16 protein-coding genes are annotated in these 18185 nt (G+C 69.3%); 7 read left to right on the top strand and 9 right to left on the bottom strand.

Going from position 1 to position 18185, the window contains the following annotated elements; all coding sequences use genetic code 11:
* Nucleotides 1-90: 90 nt before the first annotated feature.
* From J5X75_RS18560 to J5X75_RS18550, 3 genes are all read right to left on the bottom strand, one after another.
* Nucleotides 91-1473, bottom strand: a complete 1383-nt coding sequence (locus J5X75_RS18560) for an FG-GAP-like repeat-containing protein (RefSeq protein ID WP_208468655.1) — start codon at nt 1471-1473, stop codon at nt 91-93.
* Between the two features lie 90 nt (nt 1474-1563).
* Entirely contained in the window at nt 1564-1923 is a 360-nt protein-coding gene (locus J5X75_RS18555; protein ID WP_208468654.1) for a hypothetical protein, read from the bottom strand.
* Nucleotides 1914-2072 carry a hypothetical protein gene (locus tag J5X75_RS18550; RefSeq protein WP_208468653.1) on the bottom strand — a complete coding sequence of 53 codons (159 nt, stop codon included), beginning with the start codon at nt 2070-2072 and terminating at the stop codon, nt 1914-1916. Before J5X75_RS18550 ends, J5X75_RS18555 begins: the two co-directional genes overlap by 10 nt.
* Nucleotides 2073-2333: 261 nt before the next feature.
* Here J5X75_RS18550 and J5X75_RS18545 point away from each other — a divergent pair, with 261 nt between their 5' ends.
* Together J5X75_RS18545 and J5X75_RS18540 are read left to right on the top strand one after the other, a co-directional pair.
* The gene (locus tag J5X75_RS18545; RefSeq protein ID WP_238488415.1) at nt 2334-3362 is read left to right on the top strand and encodes a helix-turn-helix transcriptional regulator; all 1029 of its coding nucleotides are present in this window, start codon (nt 2334-2336) and stop codon (nt 3360-3362) included.
* A 96-nt stretch (nt 3363-3458) separates the two neighbouring features.
* On the top strand, nt 3459-4025 hold the full coding sequence (locus tag J5X75_RS18540; protein ID WP_208468652.1) for a hemerythrin domain-containing protein: 567 nt from the start codon (nt 3459-3461) through the stop codon (nt 4023-4025).
* A gap of 54 nt (nt 4026-4079) precedes the next feature.
* Here J5X75_RS18540 and J5X75_RS18535 read toward each other — a convergent pair whose 3' ends face one another.
* From J5X75_RS18535 to J5X75_RS18520, 4 genes are all read right to left on the bottom strand, one after another.
* Entirely contained in the window at nt 4080-4517 is a 438-nt protein-coding gene (locus J5X75_RS18535) for a protealysin inhibitor emfourin (RefSeq protein WP_208468651.1), read from the bottom strand.
* Between the two features lie 62 nt (nt 4518-4579).
* Nucleotides 4580-4993, bottom strand: a complete 414-nt coding sequence (locus J5X75_RS18530) for an SSI family serine proteinase inhibitor (RefSeq protein ID WP_208468650.1) — start codon at nt 4991-4993, stop codon at nt 4580-4582.
* 183 nt (nt 4994-5176) lie between these two features.
* Complete coding sequence (locus tag J5X75_RS18525; protein WP_238488414.1) at nt 5177-6448, bottom strand: tachylectin-related carbohydrate-binding protein; 1272 nt, start codon at nt 6446-6448, stop codon at nt 5177-5179.
* Nucleotides 6449-6595: 147 nt separating this feature from the next.
* The gene (locus tag J5X75_RS18520) at nt 6596-7897 is read right to left on the bottom strand and encodes a CHAP domain-containing protein (protein WP_208468649.1); all 1302 of its coding nucleotides are present in this window, start codon (nt 7895-7897) and stop codon (nt 6596-6598) included.
* Between the two features lie 867 nt (nt 7898-8764).
* Between J5X75_RS18520 and J5X75_RS18515 the strand changes: the two genes are divergently transcribed.
* Nucleotides 8765-9646, top strand: coding sequence for a helix-turn-helix transcriptional regulator (locus J5X75_RS18515; RefSeq protein WP_238488413.1), 882 nt, complete (start codon nt 8765-8767; stop codon nt 9644-9646).
* Between the two features lie 280 nt (nt 9647-9926).
* Here the strand turns inward: J5X75_RS18515 and J5X75_RS46010 are convergent, their stop codons facing one another.
* A complete protein-coding gene (locus tag J5X75_RS46010; RefSeq protein WP_208468647.1) occupies nt 9927-11096 on the bottom strand; it encodes a DUF4241 domain-containing protein in 1170 nt (389 codons plus the stop codon).
* Nucleotides 11097-11341: 245 nt separating this feature from the next.
* On the opposite strand from J5X75_RS46010, the gene J5X75_RS18505 reads away from it, so the two are divergent.
* From J5X75_RS18505 to J5X75_RS18495, 3 genes are read left to right on the top strand one after another with little or no spacing between them, the layout of a single operon-like run.
* Nucleotides 11342-12181 (top strand): ATP-binding cassette domain-containing protein, encoded by an 840-nt coding sequence (locus tag J5X75_RS18505; protein ID WP_208468646.1) that lies wholly within the window; start codon nt 11342-11344, stop codon nt 12179-12181.
* Nucleotides 12181-14322: a YhgE/Pip family protein gene (locus J5X75_RS18500; RefSeq protein WP_208468645.1), complete on the top strand. Its 2142-nt coding sequence runs from the start codon at nt 12181-12183 to the stop codon at nt 14320-14322. Before J5X75_RS18505 ends, J5X75_RS18500 begins: the two co-directional genes overlap by 1 nt.
* 10 nt (nt 14323-14332) lie before the next feature.
* A complete protein-coding gene (locus tag J5X75_RS18495) occupies nt 14333-14923 on the top strand; it encodes a TetR/AcrR family transcriptional regulator (protein ID WP_208468644.1) in 591 nt (196 codons plus the stop codon).
* 118 nt (nt 14924-15041) lie between these two features.
* On the opposite strand, the gene J5X75_RS18490 is transcribed toward J5X75_RS18495, so the two are convergent.
* Nucleotides 15042-16514: a calcium-binding protein gene (locus J5X75_RS18490; protein WP_208468643.1), complete on the bottom strand. Its 1473-nt coding sequence runs from the start codon at nt 16512-16514 to the stop codon at nt 15042-15044.
* Between the two features lie 241 nt (nt 16515-16755).
* Between J5X75_RS18490 and J5X75_RS44410 the strand changes: the two genes are divergently transcribed.
* A complete protein-coding gene (locus J5X75_RS44410) occupies nt 16756-18102 on the top strand; it encodes a ricin-type beta-trefoil lectin domain protein (protein WP_238488476.1) in 1347 nt (448 codons plus the stop codon).
* Nucleotides 18103-18185 lie beyond the last annotated feature (83 nt).

Below are 18185 nucleotides of genomic sequence, written 5' to 3'. Positions count from 1 at the left end.
GGGTGGGCGGGGGCGCGGGCGGGGCGCGCCCCCCCCCCCCCGCGCTCCCCCCCCCCCCCCCCCCCCCCCCCCCCCCCCGGGGGGTGGGGGTCAGAGGATGGTGGTGAAGCTGCTCCAGTTGTTGCCGATGGTGTAGTGGCTGCCGATGTGGCCGTCGCCCTTGCCGGTGTAGAGGTAGATGTCGGCGTCGTTGTTGTTGTAGGCGATGATGTCGTTGTTGCCGTCGTTGTTGAGGTCGCCGGCGCCGATGATGGTGCGCATGACGCTCCAGTTGCTGCCGACCACGCCGTAGGTGGACAGGTCGGTGCCGTCACCGGTGTAGAGGTAGAGGTTGTGGTCGGTGGCGGAGCGGGCCAGGACGTCGGGCTTGCCGTCGCCGGTGAAGTCGCCGGGGGACATGATCAGGTCCATGTTGCCCCAGCCGCTGCCGATCTCGCGGCTGTCGATGAAGCCGCCCTTGCCGTTGCCGCGGTAGAGCAGCAGGTCGTTGGTGGCGGTGTTGCGGGCGATGATGTCGGGGTTGCCGTCGCCGTCGAAGTCGCCGGGGGCGGTGAGCTGGTCGAGGTTGGCCCAGTTGTTGCCGATCTTGACGGGTGCGGCCGGGGTGGCGGCGCCCTTGCCGTGGAACAGGTAGAGGTTGTTGTCGGTCTTGTTGCGGCCGATCAGGTCTTCGACGCCGTCGCCGTCGAAGTCGCCGGGACGCAGGATGGCGTCGAAGTTGGACCAGTTGTTGCCGATCTGGACGGGGCTGGTGACGGTGTTGGTGCCGTTGCCCTTGTACATGATCAGGTCGGCGGTGCCGGCCTGCAGGCCGATGACGTCGGAGACGCCGTCGCCGCTGTAGTCGCCGAAGCCGCCGGAGGCGGCGCCGAGGCCGTACGCGGTGGTGTAGCCGACGATGCTGGAGTCGCTGGTGGAGTAGCTGCGGGAGGCGACCCGGTCGCTGGAGTTGCCCTCGATGGTGTTGACGGTGGACCCGGACACCGAGGTGACGATGCCGACGTGGTCGATCTTCGGGTCGGAGTCGTTGTCGAAGACCACCGCGTCACCGGGCTGGGGGGTGTAGGAGCCGCGGGGGTGCCAGGTGCCGTGGCTCTGCCCGTAGTTCTTGAACGAGGCGGCGAACCCGTTGACGTCCTTCATGTACGAGGTGACGCCGGCCTCCCTCCACACGTATTTGGCGAACGCGGCGCACCAGGCGTAGTCGCTGGTGCCGCCGCCCCATCCGGGTCGGCCGCTGCCGCCGCAGGATGGCCAGCCGAACACCACACCGCCGTAGTAGCTGCAGTTCGTGCCGTACTCGTAGTTGCGGGAGGTGTCGGCGAGTTCCCGCTTGGCGATGGAGACGATCGACGATCCGGACAGGGCGGCCTGCGCCGGGCCGGCAGTGACGGCCAGCGATCCCGCCGCGACCGCTCCCGCGGCGGCGACACCGGCGGCGACGGCACGGAACCGGAGGTTGGTGAATTTCATCTGCGCGTTTCCTTAAAGGGGTTCGAGGGGTGTTTTCGGGCGCGGTGGGACGGCGCCGCATTTCGTTTTTCGGGCGCTGATCGAAGGGGGTCAGAGCAGTGACTGCAAGGTCCAGCCGACGGTGTCCGGACCGGCGGCCAGTGCCCCGGTGCAGAGTCGGGCACCCACGGCGCGGGCCTTGTCGTCGCTGTCGGCCATCAGCAGGATTCCCACGTCGAGCCGGCAGCGGTGGACGCCGGAGCCGGTCTGCGGCGGGTCGGTTCCGGGGTGGTCGGCGGGCCGGATCCGGATGTGCTGGATCCGGTCGTCGTCGGTGGCCTGTGACCAGATACGTGCTGCCAGATCGCCTGCCAGCAGCTGTTTCGCGGCTTCGCCGTGCCAGCGGACCGGGCCGGCCAGCCGGTAGCCGCACAGCCGCATCCAGACCGTGTCGAGGTCGTTCAGCCCCATTCCGAGCCGCCCGCCAGGACCATCACGGCCGGGCCGCCGCCGGCGGCGGACTCGGCGCCGGCCGGCGCCGGGGAGGCCACCAGGGTGACGACCGTCGACACCAGGATCAGACCGGCCGTCGTGACCGTCTTGGTAATCGCCTTACGCATGACAGACTCCTCTTGCATGAAGCATTCGATGAATTGTCGAGAACCGTTTCTCACCGGCCCGGCGGATCATTTTTCGCTCCGCCGTGTTCCTTGCTGAAAACAACAATGCGGCACCGGCCGGAGAAGGTCGAGAGTTCCGGCCGGGCCCGAAGGTGCCTGGCACCTTAGGGACAGCGACCGTCGATGGATCTTGCCCGCCCGCGACCTTGATCCACATACTTGACCGCGCGCTAGCCATCACTCGGGGGAGGGGCGAGAGCCTTGTTGGGTGCCATAGGACTGTCCGCCGACGCAGAGTCCGTCTACCTGGCCATGCTGGCGGCGCCGCAGCTCGATCTGCCGCAGCTGGCCGCCCACATGAGCCTCACCCGGGACGCCGTCCGGGCCGCACTCGACGAACTCATCGATCTGGCCCTCGTCACCGCCACCGGTGACGGTGGCAGGCTGCGGACGGTCGGGCCGACCGTCGGTCTGGCCTCGTTGATCGCCCGCGCCGAGGCCGAGGTGGCGGAGCGGCAACGCCAGCTGGAGGCGACCCGGACCGCGGTGATGTCCCTGGCCACCGCGCACGAACAGAGCCGCGACCGGGAACAGGTCACCAAGTGGGAGGGCGTGGAGGCGGTCCGCGGCCGTCTCGAGGAACTGACCATGGCGACCACCGTCGAGTGCGTGTCGCTCAACCCGAACAGCGCGCAGAAGCCGGAGAGCAAGAAGGCCAGCAAACCGCTCAACCAGCAGCTACTCGAACGCGGCGTGGCCATCCGGGCCATCTACCAGGACAGTCACCGGCACAACCCGTTGCTCCAGGAGTACGCCACCTGGATGACCGACCTGGGTGGGGAGATCCGGACGGCGCCGACCGTGCCGATGCTGATGATCGTGTACGACCGGCGCGTCGCGCTGCTGCCCATCGATCCGTACGACAGCAGCAAGGGCGCCCAGGAGGTGCACGCCCCCGGCATCGTCACCGCCGTTTACGGCCTGTTCGCCCAGATCTGGTCGACGGCGACCCCGTTGGGCCGTACGCCTGAGCGCGACGAGGCCGGCCTGGATCCGCAGTTGCGTGAACTGGCCCGGCTCCTCGCCGCCGGCAGCACCGACGAGATGGCCGCCCGCAAGATGGGCGTCTCGGCCCGTACGATCAAACGCCGGTCCGCCGAGCTGATGGAGCTTCTCGACGCCCGCAGCCGGTTCCAGGCCGGAGTGATCGCGGCGCAGCGCGGCTGGATCGACACCAGCGACACGTCCACGCGCCGGGCCGACACCGCGCTCGCGCCGCATCCGGCATAGCGCACCACCCCACCTCGTCGACGTCACTCCATGAATGGGCGGGACCACGCCGGGTAATCGGGCAGGATCGCATCGTCAATCACCTGGAGGTTCGCCATGACGGCGACGAAGCAGGACCAGGACGTGGTCGACCTGCTCATCAGCCAGCACAACGAGATCAAGGACCTGTTCGCGGAAGTGAAGAGCACCACGGGTGATGACCGTGAGCGCGCCTTCCATCGACTCGTACGGTTACTCGCCGTCCACGAGAGCGCGGAGGAACTGGTCGTGCATCCGGCTTCCCGGCAACACAGCAGCGGCGCGGTGGCCGACGCGTGCATGCGCGAGGAGGGCGACGCGAAGCGGGAGTTGACCAACCTGTACGCGCTGGGCACCGACGCACCCGCCTTCGATGAGGTCTTCGCCGAGTTCGAGCGGGCCGTGATCGCCCACGCCACGCACGAGGAACAGCAGGAGTTCCCCATCCTGCGGCGCAACGCCGACCCGGCGAAGCTGCGCCGCATGGCGGGCGCCGTGCGCGCCGCCGAGGCCGTCTCGCCGACCCGCCCACACGCGGGCGTCGGCGAGAGCGCGAAGACGATGATGCTGGCCGGGCCGCCGATGGCGCTCTTCGACCGGATGCGCGACGCCGTCCGGGACTGGCACAAGGCGAACGAGCCCTAGAGGAACGGCCCGGCTCCGCATCGTGCGGAGGCCGGGCCGTTCGCACGGGCCGGGTCAGCGGGACGCGCGGTCCGCGGCGGTGAGCAGCGCCGACTCGATGACGTCGAGGAGGATCCGCGGGGTGCCGGGCGTGTTCTCGACGGTCGTCACGGTCTTGGCGGTGTGGTCGCTGTAGGTGACCACGACCGTGTAGGTGAACCGATCGCAGCAGGGATCGGCCGGCAGGTACGCCGACCTCAGGGCGCGGAACGGGCGGCTCGCCGTCATGGTCAGCACGTCTGCCGCGTTGCGGCCCGTGGTGGTGCGGTCGACGGTGAAGTGCTCGACCACACCCGCCAGGCCGCCCGAGCGTTGCACCAGCACCAGTTCCGTCCGCGGTTCAGCGGCGGCCGCCGACGCGGGCCGGGTGGTGACGGCGATGCTCAGGAGTGTCGCCAGCATGAGTACGGCTGCGATGCCGTGCCGGAAGAAGCGAATGTTCGAGAAGTTCATCGGGTTCTCCATCTTTTCATTTCATCGTCATACGAACACGAATAATGACTCGACGGAGTCGTTCAGATGTCGAATACGCTGCCGGTGGCACGCAGAAGAAGGCAATTGTTACCGAAGACCGCACGGTACGACGTCATTCTTCCCGACCAGAAGCCGACAGCGGTGGCGAGCACCGGCCGATACTCCCGCGTACACATTCCGGGGACGTCCGGCAGAGCCGCGAAATCGCCGTCGACGGCACTCAGGTCACGACAGGCGGCCGCGGCCGACCGGTGGCTCCCGCCGTCGGTCCCGCACCGCAGCAGCGCGGTCCGGATGGGCTGTTCCGGCTCGTCAACGAACTGAACGGTGATCAGCAGAGCGGTGCCCGACCGGTCGTCACCGGCCTGCGCCAGCGCCGGAGCCGGCGTCGCGACAGCCGCTGCGGCCGCACACAATGACGCGATGATGACACCGAATCGACGTACCGATTTCATTTTTCCTCCTCGTGGAAGGGAATGATGCGATCTCGATGCGTTCTCGTGGAAACGGCATCGGCGGATCGCTTGCCGTGGTCGCCCACACGCTAATTCTGCGACTCGGCCCGAGTCAACTCCCGGTCAATTGAGCAACGACGATAGGGCCGCCCGGACGGGCGGCCCTATCGGAGGTTTTCGTGGTCAGGAGGTCTGGGCCGAGAGGAGGATCTGCGTCCAGCCGCCCTCGTCCACCGGGTCTTCGACGTTGTAGTCCAGGTCCGTGCCGGACAGGTCGAAGGGGTTCGCGTCGAAGTAGTGGTACATCGCGCCGGCGCTGGTCCGGCCGTAGTAGATGCCCGAGCCCGGCGAGAGCAGGTGGGTGAAGGAGCCCCACCGGTCGGCCAGCGTGGCGCCGGCCCAGGTGCCGTCCGCGGCGATCTTGTAGGACCGCAGCTCGCCGGTGTTGCTCACCCCGAGCAGCCAGTCGTCGCCGGTCGCGGTCAGGTTCTTCAGCGTGAACCCGGTGCCGATCTCCTTGCGCATGCCCACCTGGCCGGACGTCGGCTTGGTGCCGGAGACCACGTACTGGAGCAGCTTGCCGTCGGCGATGCCGTACAGGTGGCCGTGACCGTCATAGGTGAGCATGTCGTGCGTCCAGCCGCCGCCGAGCGCGACCGGGGCGCTGAACTTGAGCGACGTGCTGTTGGTGGAGATGTCCACCCGGTGGAGGACGCCCTCCGGCGAGGTCACCAGCAGGGTGTTGAAGTTCAGCGTGGCCAGCGCGACCGGTACGAAGCCGAGCGTCTCGGTGGAGGAGACGGTGTGGGTGCGGTTCCCGGTCGGCATGTCGATGACCGAGTAGGTGAGCCGGCCGTCGTTGAGCACGCCGTAGATCGAGGCCGCTCCGGCCGGCGGCTTGACGACCTGGAGCGCGTCGACGATCCGCTGCCCGTCCGCCGCCTGCGGCTGGTACGCGTCCGGTGTCGCGGAGACCTGCACACCCTGCGCCACCTCACCGATCGGCCGGGTCTTCCATGAACCGTCGGAGTAGAGCCGCAGCATCTTGTCCAGGAACGCGCTCGTCGCGTAGGCCGGGTTGAGCCGCTCGGACTCCGATCCCCAGGAGGCCCGCTGCTGGAACAGGCCCACACTGTCCCGGTCGCCGTAGGTCAGGTTCTCGATGGTGCTTTCGACGATGGTGGTGGTGACCGCGATGACCGCGGCCCGCTCGGGCAGGCCACGCCGTTCCGCCTCGGCGACCACGGCTCGTGCGCAGGAGACCCGGTAGGCGGTCATGTAGCCGTCGAGTTTGCCGGTCAGTTTCGCGTTCAGGTCCGCGGCGATCTCGGCGTCGGCCGCCGTCGGTCCGCCGGAGACGCAGGGGTTGGAGGTGGCGGCGGCCGCTGGGGCGCCGATCGCGAGGCTGCCGGCCAGCGCGGCGGTCAGAGTCCAGATCAGTCGACGGGTCTTCATCTGCGGTCATCTCCGGGAGGGAATGTGAACGACGGTCGAGGGGGGCCGGGGGCCCGGGGGGGGGGGGCGCGGGCCCCGCGGGGGGGGGGGGGGGGGGGGGGGGGGGGGGGGGGGGGCCCCCCCCCCCGGCGAGGGGGGTGGAGAGGATCAGGCGCCGGGCGGCGAGACGTAACCGGAGATCGGGAGGTTGTCCGAACCGGACCGGGCGTTGGCCGGGTTGACCGTGTACGTGGTGACCTTGTTCGACTGGTTGCCGCCGACGATGGTGATCCGGCCGTCGCTGTGCACCTTGGTGATGATCTGGACGTGGCCGCCGCCCGCGTTGGCCGGGCTTCCGTAGATCACCCAGTCACCGACCTTGGGGTTGCCGTTGCCGCTGCCGGAGCGGTACTTGAACAGACCCTTGTCGACACCCCAGTCACCCAGGCCGCGGGCGAAGTTGGTGCTCGGCAGCCCGGTGACACCGGCCTCCCGCCAGACCCACTTGGCGAACATCGCGCACCAGGCGATGTCACCGCAGCCGGCGCCGTACTTCTGGCAGTCGGTCTCCGTCGTGCCCAGCTCACCGATCGCGATCCTGGCGATGTTGGCGCCCAGGGTGTTCTCCGGCGCCTTCACGGTGCAGGTGGCGGGCTGCGCGGAGAGCAGGGTCTGGGTCCAGCCGCGGGAGCTCACCGGGTCGTCCAGGTGGTAGGTGATGTCACCACCGTGGTTGTTGTTCGGGTTCTGGTCCTCGTACCAGTACATCGACCCGTCGGGCATCTTGCCGAAGTAGAGACCGCCACCGGGCGAGAGCAGGTCGCTGAAGGCGCTCCACCCGCTGCTGAGCAGTTCGATCCGGGTCCAGCCGCCGGAGGCGTCGATCTTGTAGTTGAGCAGTTCCCCGCTGGACGTGGTGCCGGCGAGCGTGTCGTCGCCCACCGCGGTCAGGGTCTTCAGGGTGAAACCGGTGCCGATCTCCTTGCGCATGCCCACCTGGCCGGAGGTCGGCTTGGTCCCGGAGACCACGTACTGCAGCAGCGTGCCGTCGGCGATCCCGTACAGGTGGCCGTGGCCGTCGTAGGCGAGTTGGTCATGGGTCCAGCCACCGCCGAGCGCGACCGGGGTGTTGAACGTCAGCGACGTGTTGTTGGTGGAGATGTCGACGCGGTACAGCTGACCGCCGGTCGACGTGATCAGCAGGGTGTTGAAGTTCAGCGTGGCCAGCGCCTTCGGCGTGAACCCGAGCGTCGCGGCGGACGTGACGACCTTGATCACGTTGCCGTTGTCCGGGTCGAGCACCGTGTAGGTGAGGCGGCCGTCGGCCAGCGTGCCGTAAACGGACACGTTGCTGCTGCAGGCGGCGTCGGCGAAGACCGGGGTGCTCGTGGCGGCGGTGGTCACGGCCACCGAGCCGAGCATCAGCGGGGCGGCCAACAGGACACTGGCGAGACGCGTACGCATGTTCATTTCGAAGAACCTTTCCGGGGGATGTGAGCAGGCTTTATCAGGCGCGATTCATTTCGCGCCGAAGTCGAATCGTCAGAAGTGGCCCGATTACGGGCCGGAATTGGCGAACAAAGAACTCGGCCGAATCTCCGCGAGCATCCACCGCTCCAGCGATGGTGAGCTCCGCAGCGCTCGCTCGACGAGCTCGGACGCGATGGTCGCGGGCGACTGTCCGGTGGTCGGCTTGGTGAACATCCCGACCTCGAGACAGGACTCCGGCCCTGCTCGCACCGAGATGTGTTCGACCGGATCACCAGCACGAACGTGCGCCCAGAGGATGTCGCGAAGCACCGCCGCGGTGAGCGTGACGTCCGCTCCCGCCCGGTGGACCAGAGTCACGTGCGTCAAGGTCACGGCGCTCAGTCCCAGACCAGCGTCTGGAGGGCGGTCGAAGCGGCGCCGTCGGCAGCGGCCATGAAAAGGGTGGCGAGAGTGATCGAAAAACGCATGGGAGTACCCTTCTTTCTATTCTGAGAAGGCGGATTCTTTCGCTTCCCGCTGCCGTTCGGCGCGTTCGCTGTGAATAGATTGCCCGCCGTCTCGGAGTAACGGAAGGGTTCATGCCGGGCCGCAAGCTGCCATGGCCGGTTGCGGCCTGACGGCGGCCCGTCATGGCCGGTTGCGGCCGGGTGGCAGCCTGGGGAGCGACCCTTGCCCGGCCGGAAACCCCATGACAAGATCATCAATGCATAGATTTCAGTGCATTTTGTCTACGGGGGCACATACATGCTGGCTGTGCTGGGTTTACAAGCCTCGTCCGAGCGCGTCTACCGCGCGATGCTCGCCCGGCCGGAGTCCGGCGTCATGGACCTTGCGGACGCTCTGGGGATGACCGAGACCGACGTCCGCGAGGCCCTGGATCAACTCTTCGAACTGTCCCTGATCCGGGCCTCCGCCGACCGCCCGGACGGGCTGCACGTGATCAGTCCCGAGGTCGGCCTCCAGCAGGCGCTCGCGCGGCAGCAGGCCGAGCTGGCCCGACGGCAGCAGCAGGTGGTCGAGTGCCAGTCGGCGGTCATGCAGCTGATCGACGACTTCGGGGCCGCCCGCCAGGACACCGCCGGCTCCACCGTCCGGGCCTTCGTCGGCATGGACGCGGTCCGCGACAAGCTGGACCAGCTGGGCCGCGAGGCACAGTTCGAAATACTGACCTTCATGCCCGGCGGCGCACAGTCACCGGCGGCCCTGGAGCACGCCCAGCGCAACGACCTGTCACTGCTGCGGCGCGGCGTCCGGCTGCGCGGCATCGGGCTGGACAGCATCCGCAACGACGCCGCGACGCTCGCGCACGCACAGTTCCTCACCGACAACGGCGGCGACTTCCGCACCACACCGACCCTGCCGCCACGCATGATCCTGGCTGATCGACGTGCCGCCCTGGTGCCGATCGATCCACACAACTCACGCAAGGGCGTACTGGAACTGACCGGCTCGGGCATCGTGATGCCGATGCTGGCGCTCTTCGATCAGATCTGGGAACTGGCCACACCGTTCGGCGCCACCAACGATCCGGACCGCGAAGGCCTGACGAAACAGGAGCAGGTGCTCCTGCAACTGCTGGCACAGGGCCTGACCGACGAGGCCGCCGCCACCCGGCTGGGCGTCTCACAGCGCACCGCCCGCCGGATGATGTCCGGCCTGATGGAACGGCTGGAGGCCCGCAGCAGGTTCGAAGCCGGCCTGAAGGCCGCCCAGCGCGGCTGGCTCTGACGACCGTTCGGGTCGAGGTCCGCGGCTCTCTCCCGCCCCTTTTCCGGTACGCGTGACCTCGCCCCGCCCTGCCCGGGCCGTCCCGTCCGCGCCACGCGCGCTCACCGGGTGGTCCCGCCCGTGCCGCGCCCGCCGGGCTCAGATCGGTGCCCGGGCAGGCCGGCGCGGGCGCTCCCGCACCCACCTGCCGCCGCTCCCGGCCGCACCCCGCCGTCTGCGCTCTGGAGGTCCGCGGTGTCCCGGTCTCGGGCGGCGCGGCCTCGCGCCGATGGTCGGCGGCTCACTCTCCCCCGTCGGCGGAATGGAGCTGGAAGTCGACGACGACGCAACCGACCTGTCCGTCATCGGTGCGGCCGATCCAGACGGGGTAGACCCCGTCGCCCCGGCCGGCACGGAAGGCGATGAGGTTCGGCTCGGGCGGCGTACCCGGTAGTTCGACGGCGAAATGGTCCTCGAGGGGTTCGAACACGTCCTCGTCCAGCCGATCGTCGATCACCGTCCGAGTCGCATCCATGAAAGCGACGGTGCCGGTATCCACGCCGACCCCGTAGAACTGGCCCTCGCCGAGCAGCCCCGGGTCCTCGTCGGGCTGGAGGGCCATTTCCCACTCACGGGGCGGGATGTCCAGGAACGTCACCCTGGCCGCGGCGACACCGGCCCCGTGTCGGGTGCGCAGAGTCGACAGCGTGACCGGGAACTCGCCCGGTGGCACAGCGACGGTCCGCGGGGTCACTTCGATACAGCCGGGGTCCGAGACCACCAGCTGCCCCGACGTGATCCGCAGCATGCCGGCGTCGACGGGCTCGACGACGGCCGGCCCATCCGGGGTGTCGCACGCACCCGGGCTGAACAGTTGCTCGATGCCGGTGGCGCGCAGCGGTCCCGACCCGTCGTCCACCGACACGTCGTTCAGGACCACGGTGGTGGCGGGCTCGTGGCCCTGCTGGGCGAGGAACGGCGCGAACACCTGCCAGTCGCCGAATTCCGGTACGGGACAGAGAAAGCTCTCGACGGGCGCCGCGAACCGCCGCACGGGGACGCCCGACGCTCCTCCCGGCCGGGCGAACTCGGATCTCACCTCGACCTGCCCGTCGGCCGAGACGGTCGTGGTCTCCTGAACATCCCACTTCCCGGAGGAGTGCTGCCGCTCGTCGGAGAACTGCCATCGGGTGTTCCGGTGAGCCAGCAGCATCCCCGTGCCGTGCGGCTGGAGGTCGATCATCTGCATGCGCCAGGACCTGTCGTCGAACAGGTACACCCGCCACATCCGGCGGGGCCAGTACTCGATCAGTGCCAGCGGTCGCTCCCGCGCCGACAGCAGAACCGCGTAATCCCTCCCGGCAGCATGCTTGCGTGCCGCGAGCGCGCTCGACATCGGGTCCGGGTGGGTCATCCCCTTGTGGCAGCCCCACATTTCGCCGTACGACACATCCAGACTCTCGAAGATCACAGCCGCACATCTCCCCGTGGCAGAGCAGTGGCGCTCGACGGGTGACCCCGCCGCAACGCCCTGCCCTTCGAAGCTTCGTCGCGCCACCAGTCTGCCACCGGGGTGTGACACATAGGACTGCGAAGCACTCGGATCCGCGGGCAGCGCCGCAGTCCGGTCCGTGACATCCACCACCTCGGTGCACCCCGTGAGCCTGCGATGGGTATGTTTTTGAACTGACTGGTCAGTTTAAAAAGGGGGTTGCCATGGCGGTGCTCACCGCGAGCGGGGCGGGCGTGCGGCACCATCGCCGCTGGCTCGTCCGCAATCTCGACCTGCGGGTCGACGCCGGCGAGACCGTCGCGGTGATCGGTCCACCGGGCAGCGGCCGAACCAGCACCCTGCTCGCGCTGGCGCGACGGCTGCGGCTCACCACCGGAAGAATCGAGATCGGGGGCACGGCGGCGCTCGCTCACGTGCCCGGCGTGGAGGAGCCCGAACCCGTCTTCACGGTCCGGGAACATGTCGAAGAGCGACTGGCCCTGCTCGGCCGCCCTCGACGCGCCGCCGCCACGGCCCCGTTGTACGGCCTCCACCCTGACCTGCGGGGACGGGATCTGTCGCCCTACCAGCGGCACCTTCTCGGGCTGGCGCTGGCCATGCTGACCGACCCGGCGGTGATCGCACTCGACGGTGTCGACGCCGGGCTCGACCGCGCGGAGCAGAACGCTCTCTGGAGCCTGCTCGCCGAGATCGCCGCCGGCGGGGCCGCGGTGCTGGTCACGGCCCGCGAGGTCGACCCGGCCCTGGTGAACCATGTGGTGCTCCTCGACGATCCCCGCACCGGCACCCCGGGCCGCCCGCTGGTCACCTCGACCGCCGGGCCTTCCGCCGAGGTGGAGCCGGTCGAGGAGTCCGCGGGACGCGAGTCCGCCGAGGCCGAACCGGCGACGGAGAGCCCGGCGAAGGCCGAGAGCGCCGGATCGACCGGGGAGGCGTCACCCGTACCCCGGAGGGAGCGGGAAGAGGGACCACCGGAGGGCCCGGAGGATGAGCGGCGGCCGTCCGCCGGCACCACGTCCGAGGATGTCGAGGAAGAGGTGTGATGCGGGGCTTTCCGACGCTGTCGCTGGCCGCGATGGAGCTGCGGCGATTTCTGCGCGGACGGCTGACCGCCGCCGCGCTGGCGGTGCTCGCGGTGATTCCGTTGCTGTACGGGGCGTTGTACCTGTACGCGTTCTGGGACCCCTACGGTCGGCTGAACCACATTCCGGCGGCGCTGGTGGTGGAGGATCAGCCGGCGCGCACCTCCGAGGGGAAGACCGTGCACGCCGGGAAGGATCTCGCCGACGAGCTGGTGGAACGGGAGATCTTCGACTGGCACGTGGTGAGCGCGCAGGACGCCGAGGAGGGCCTGCGCGACGGCAGCTACCAGATCGGACTGCGCATACCCGCGGACTTCTCCGCCTCTCTGGCGGCCGCCCCGGAGTCGGACCGAGAACCGCGGAACGCCCAGCTGAAAGCGGTCAGCGACGACGCCACCAACTACCTCTCCGGGGTCTTCGCCCGCACCGCTTTCGACGAGGTCCGGGCGGCCGCGTCGGCGAGCGCGTCGACCGAGTACTTCGACCGGATGCTGATCGGATTCACCGATCTGAAGGAGGAGACCGGCAAGGCCGCGAACGGCGCCGCCGATCTGCGTGACGGCGCCCGGAAGGCCACCTCCGGTGCGGGGCGGCTGGCGGACCGCCTGGACTCGGCGGACGACGGCGCGGGGCGGCTGGCTTCCGGACTGCGTCAGGCCGGCTCCGGTGCGGACGGCCTGGCTGACGGTCTGCAGGAGTTGAAGAAGGGCTCGGCCCAGGTGGCGTCCGGCACCGCCGAGGCGGCGCGCGGCACCCGGAAGCTGGCCGACAAGGTCGACGCGGCGGCCGACACGTACGGCCCGTTCCTGACGGAGAACGCGAAGGAGATCGAAGCCGGGGCGAAACTGGTGGCCCGGGGCGCCGACAAGCTCGCGAACCACGTCGGGGACATCGAGGAAGCCTCGGATCGGGCCGTCACCGAAGCCCGCAAACTGCGCAAGTACCTCGACGGGTTGCCGAGTGAGACACCCGGGCTGGCCGACGCGCAAGCCCTCGCCGACCGGCTGGTGAGCGACGCCGAGCAGGTGCGACGCCAGATCGACGCGGTGGGTTCGGACGAACTGCGGCGCCGCCTCCGGGAGGTGGCCGACATGGCGCGCGACCTGGCGAAGAACGCTCCGCATCTGGCGGCCGACATCACGAAGGCCCGGGCCCAGGTGAACCGGCTCGCCGACGGCATGGACGAACTGGCGGCCGGTTCACGGAAGGTGAGCCAGGGCAACGCCGAGGCCGCGAAGGGCGCGACCGAGCTGCGCGGCGGCATCTTCCGGCTGGCGAGCGGGGCCCGGCAGTTGGACGGCGGCCTGACGAAACTGTCCAAGGGCGGTCACGAACTGGCCACCGGTCTCGGTGAGTTGCGCGGCGGGGCGGGTCAGCTGGCCGACGGCCTGGCCGACGGCGCCGCCGAGATTCCCGGCTACGACGACGCCGCGCACCGGGCCGACGTGCTCGCCGACCCGGTCTCGCTGGACCGTGACGTCCGGCATCCGGCCGGCACCTATGGGGTCGGATTCGCGCCGTACTTCCTGGCCCTGGCCCTCTGGGTCGGCGCAATGATCAACTACATGCTGTTGCGGCCGCTGAACCGGCGCTACCTGATGTCCGGCGCACCACCGCTGCGGGTGGCCCTCGCGGGACTGCTCCCCGGGGTGGTGATGGGCGCCGTCCAGGCCGGCCTGCTCTACGCCGTGGTGCATTTCGTGCTCGGGCTCACGCCGGTACACGCCGCAGCGACCCTGGCGCTGATGTTCGGCACGGCCGCCGTCTTCGCCGGGATCATGCAGCTGATCGGCGCGGCACTGGGACCGGCCGGGCGGGTCATGGCGCTGGCGCTGCTGATGGTGCAGCTCACCTCGTCCGGGGGCACCTATCCGGTCCAGACGTCACCGGGCTTCTTCCAGGCCGTCCATCCACTGCTGCCGATGACGTACGTGGTCGAGGCGATCCGGCAAGCCGTCGACGGAGGCACCGCCGCGATCGTGACACACGACGCGCTGGTCCTGGCCGTCTTCGGTGTCGCCGCGCTGCTGCTGACCGTGCTGCTGGCCGCCCGCAAACGCCGGATGCGCACCGCGGACCTGCACCCGGAGCTGGTCCTCTAGGGTTCTACTCGTGGAGACGGACGGGCGGAGCCGCCGACGCGAGGACACCCGGCAGCGACTGTACGAGGCCGCTGTCGAACTCATCGCCGAGCAGGGCTTCTCGGCTACCACCGTGGACGACATCGCGCTGCGGGCGAAGGTGGCGAAGGGGACCGTCTACTACAACTTCAAGTCGAAGACGGATCTCTTCGAAGAGCTGCTGCGGCACGGGGTGGGCCTGCTCACCGAGCAGTTCCGGCTGGCGGTGGAGGGGTTGCCGCCGCGGGAGGCGCTGCGTGCGCTGATCCGGGCTCAGCTGGAGTACATCCGGCGCTACCAGGCGTTCGCTCAGCTGCTGCTCTCCGAGATGTGGCGCACCAACCGGGAGTGGCAGCAGACCCTGATCCTCCTGCGTGAGCAGGCGATCGGGGTGATCGCGCGGACCGTGCAGGAGGGCGTCGACTCCGGTGACCTCCCGGCCGAGCTGGACGTGCGGGTGGCGTCGGCGGCCCTCTTCGGGGTGGGGCTCGTGGTGGCCGTCGACTGGCTGATGTTCCAGCCCGACCGGGCGATCGAGGACGTCGAGGAATCACTGCTGGCGATCGTGCGCCGGGTGGCGTAGGGCGGCCGCCCGGCGACCGAATCACCCAGTGAAGCCGTACCCCGTACCCCTGATCCAGATCTTGATTTGCCGAGTGTCGACCTGAACCGTGGTCTCCGTCGCACGAGGCTCCGCGTGCTCAGTGCATGAACAGCGGGGTGTCCCGCTGCCGCAGGTATTCGCAGTTGATCCCGGTGTCGACGCCGGAGTCGTCGGCGAACAGGACGCAGTTGTCACCGACGGCGGAACCGTCGGCGCCGCCGTCCACGTAATCGCTGCCGTCACCCGATCCGACGTCCAGGTAGTCGTCGCCGGCCTCGCCGAACAGCTGGTCGCGGCCCATGCCGCCCTCGACGGCGTCGTCACCCGCGCCGACGCGGATCACGTCGTCGCCCCATTGACCGTCGATCTTGTTGGCCGCGGCGTTGCCGGTGAGGCGGTCGCCACCGTGGCCACCACGCAGGTTCTCGACGTCCCGCCCGACCGAATCACGCTCACCGGCCTGGCCGTCGTCCCCGGTGGCGCCGTCCAGGTCGACGGTGACCGGCTTCGTACGCTCGAAGTAGTCGACGAGATCCTCACCGGGGCCGCCGAGCAGTACGTCCGCGCCGGTGTCGGCGGTGAGCCGGTCGTTGCCGGCGCTGCCGTCGAGCCGGTTCCGTCCCGATCCGCCGATCAGCTCGTCGTCGCCGCCGTAGCCGAGGATCGTGTCGTCACCGAGGCCGCCCTGCAGCTCGTCGGCACCCGCGGTGCCGTAGAGGCGGTCGTTCCCGGAGCCGCCGATGATCGCGTCGATGCCGATGAGGGTGTCGCGTTCGCCCTTGCCGCCGTCGTCGCCCTTCACCCCGTCGGAGTCCGCGGTGACGGGCTCGACCCGGTTGCTGTAATCGGCCTTGTCCCGCCCGGCGCCGCCGGAGATCAGGTCATGGTCGGAGTGTGGCTGCGGGAATCCGTCGAGATCCCGGTCCCACTCCTGGTAGAAGTAGTCGTCGCCGGCGCCGCCGTACTCCCGGTCGTCCCCGACGTGCCCGACCAGCTCGTCGTTGCCGACGCCGCCGGAGAGCGCGTCATCACCCCAGTCACCGAAGAGTCTGTCGTCGCCGGCCTCACCGTAGATCCGGTCGGCGTCGGGGCCACCGTCCAGGCGGTCCGCGCCGGCCCCGCCGTAGATCCGGTTCACTCCGGGGCCTCCGATCAGGCGGTCGGCGCGTGGGCCACCGACCAGGACGTCGGCACCGGCCCCGCCGTTGGCGGACATCGGCAGGTCGGTCCGGTTCGTCACGGAGTCGTTCCCGCCGCCCACATACACCAGCACCCGGGTGGGCTTCTTCGACGTGCCGCACCGGATCCTGGTCTTGTCGCCCTTGACCGCCCGGCAGCCCTTACCCGCTTTGACGGCCACCCGGTCGTCGACCGTGACGGTGTTGCCGGACCGGGTCACCACGACCCGGTTCGCCTTGCCCGTTCCGGCGACGTACTTCACCTGCGTACCGCCTACAACGGACACCACACCAGAGGCGGCGGCCTGCACCGGAGCGCCGAGGGCGCCGACCGCCGCGGTGGTGACGACAATGGCGGTTCCCGCACCGAGAAGCCTGCCGAACCGAGACACCTGAGATCCCCCGCGCGAGCCGTGACCGCATCGAACCGGATCATCATAAGCGTCACGACGTAACGGTGTCGTCCTGGGCCGGGTCCGGCCGCCTGGGCGGGTTCGCAGCGGCGCGCGAACGACCCCGAGCGGTTGCATCGACAGTCGGAAATATTTACGTAATAATGTTTACAGAAACGCGTTTCATGTCGCCCTCGCAGTAGATCGAACGACTCCGTACGAGAGGACGTTCTCCGTGACAATGAATGCAGGTTTCGCGGATCGAGCGCCGTCACGCAGCCGGCGCCTCCTGGTCCTCCTCACCGCGGCCGTCACCGCACTCGTCGGCAGCGCGGTCGTCCAGCAGCAGCCCGCACACGCCGCATGGAACCTCGTGTGGGCCGACGAGTTCAACGGGTCCGGCGCGCCCAACAGCGCCAACTGGAACTACAACGTCGGCAACGGCCTCAACCCCGGCCTCAATGCCTTCGACGGCTGGGGCAACGGCGAGTGGGAGTGGTACCGCCCCGAGAACTGCACACAGTCCGGCGGCAACCTCGTGATGCGCGCCAACTGGCTCACGACACCCATCACCGTCAACGGCCGCAACTTCTACCAGACGTCGTGCCGCATGACGACGGACACGAAGCGCTCCTTCCAGTACGGCCGCATCGAGGCGCGCATGGCGCTCCCGACCGCCACCGGCTCGTGGCCGGCCTTCTGGATGCTCGGTGACGCGTGCGACGAGACGTCGACCGGCGCCTACAACCCCGCGCAGACCTACTACGACCGCCTGCCCACCAACTGGGCCAGTTGCGGCGAGGTCGACATCATGGAACACGCGAATGCGAACGCGACCGTGACGAACAACATCTTCTGGGATCTCCGGACCGGCGTGTTCCCGTGGACAGCGGGCCAGAACGCCAACTACGTCGCGAACCCCGCCGTCAACAACGCCGCGGCCTTCCACGTCTATGCGATCGAGTGGACCGCCTCGCAGATCCGCTGGTACGTCGACGGTGCGCAAACGCACGTCATCGACACCACACCGGCGACCCTGGAGGAGTTCCGCAAGCCGTTCCACCTCATCTTCAACCTGGCGCTGGGCGGCACGTACCCCGGGCAGAACCCCGTGCAGAGCCAGTTCCCGCTCACCGCGTCGATCGACTACGTGCGCTACTACCAGGACGGGGGCACGACGCCGCCGCCCACGGGCGGACCCGCGACGCAGATCAACGGGCCGGGCGGCAAGTGCGTGGACGTATCCGGAAACGACACGGGCGGCAATGGCGCGGCTGTGCAGCTGTGGACGTGCCAGGGGGCCTCTCTATCGAAGGACCAGCAGTGGAGTCGCGACGGCCAGACCCTGCGGACCTTGGGCCGGTGTCTCGACGTCACCAGCGCGGGCACGGCCAACGGCACGAAGGTGCAGCTCTGGGACTGCAACGGCAGCGGTGCGCAGAACTGGGTCCAGGAAGGTGACCGGTTGCGCAACCCGAACTCCAACAGGTGCCTGGACTCCCCGGCAGGCTCGACGGCGGACGGCGCGCGACTACAGATCTGGGACTGCAACGGCAGCGGCGCACAGTACTTCGTGAAGGCCGCATGACGGCCGGTCGAGGGGCACGCTGACGGTCAGGGCGCGGGAGCGGACAGGCTCCCGCGCCCTTCCCGTGTTCGGGTACGTGGATG

The organism is Actinoplanes flavus, assembly GCF_017592555.1.
GTDB classification, from domain to species: Bacteria; Actinomycetota; Actinomycetes; order Mycobacteriales; family Micromonosporaceae; genus Actinoplanes; species Actinoplanes flavus.
This window is presented reverse-complemented; position numbering and strand designations above follow the sequence as displayed.

Excerpts from the sequence above, each read along its gene's own strand:
- J5X75_RS18560 (WP_208468655.1), bottom strand. The coding sequence starts at position 1,473 with ATGAAATTCACCAACCTCCGGTTCCGTGCCGTCGCCGCCGGTGTCGCC.
- J5X75_RS18555 (WP_208468654.1), bottom strand. The coding sequence starts at position 1,923 with ATGGGGCTGAACGACCTCGACACGGTCTGGATGCGGCTGTGCGGCTAC.
- J5X75_RS18550 (WP_208468653.1), bottom strand. The coding sequence starts at position 2,072 with ATGCGTAAGGCGATTACCAAGACGGTCACGACGGCCGGTCTGATCCTG.
- J5X75_RS18540 (WP_208468652.1), top strand. The coding sequence starts at position 3,459 with ATGACGGCGACGAAGCAGGACCAGGACGTGGTCGACCTGCTCATCAGC.
- J5X75_RS18535 (WP_208468651.1), bottom strand. The coding sequence starts at position 4,517 with ATGAACTTCTCGAACATTCGCTTCTTCCGGCACGGCATCGCAGCCGTA.
- J5X75_RS18530 (WP_208468650.1), bottom strand. The coding sequence starts at position 4,993 with ATGAAATCGGTACGTCGATTCGGTGTCATCATCGCGTCATTGTGTGCG.
- J5X75_RS18525 (WP_238488414.1), bottom strand. The coding sequence starts at position 6,448 with ATGAAGACCCGTCGACTGATCTGGACTCTGACCGCCGCGCTGGCCGGC.
- J5X75_RS18520 (WP_208468649.1), bottom strand. The coding sequence starts at position 7,897 with ATGAACATGCGTACGCGTCTCGCCAGTGTCCTGTTGGCCGCCCCGCTG.
- J5X75_RS18515 (WP_238488413.1), top strand. The coding sequence starts at position 8,765 with ATGACCGAGACCGACGTCCGCGAGGCCCTGGATCAACTCTTCGAACTG.
- J5X75_RS18505 (WP_208468646.1), top strand. The coding sequence starts at position 11,342 with ATGGCGGTGCTCACCGCGAGCGGGGCGGGCGTGCGGCACCATCGCCGC.
- J5X75_RS18500 (WP_208468645.1), top strand. The coding sequence starts at position 12,181 with ATGCGGGGCTTTCCGACGCTGTCGCTGGCCGCGATGGAGCTGCGGCGA.
- J5X75_RS44410 (WP_238488476.1), top strand. The coding sequence starts at position 16,756 with ATGAATGCAGGTTTCGCGGATCGAGCGCCGTCACGCAGCCGGCGCCTC.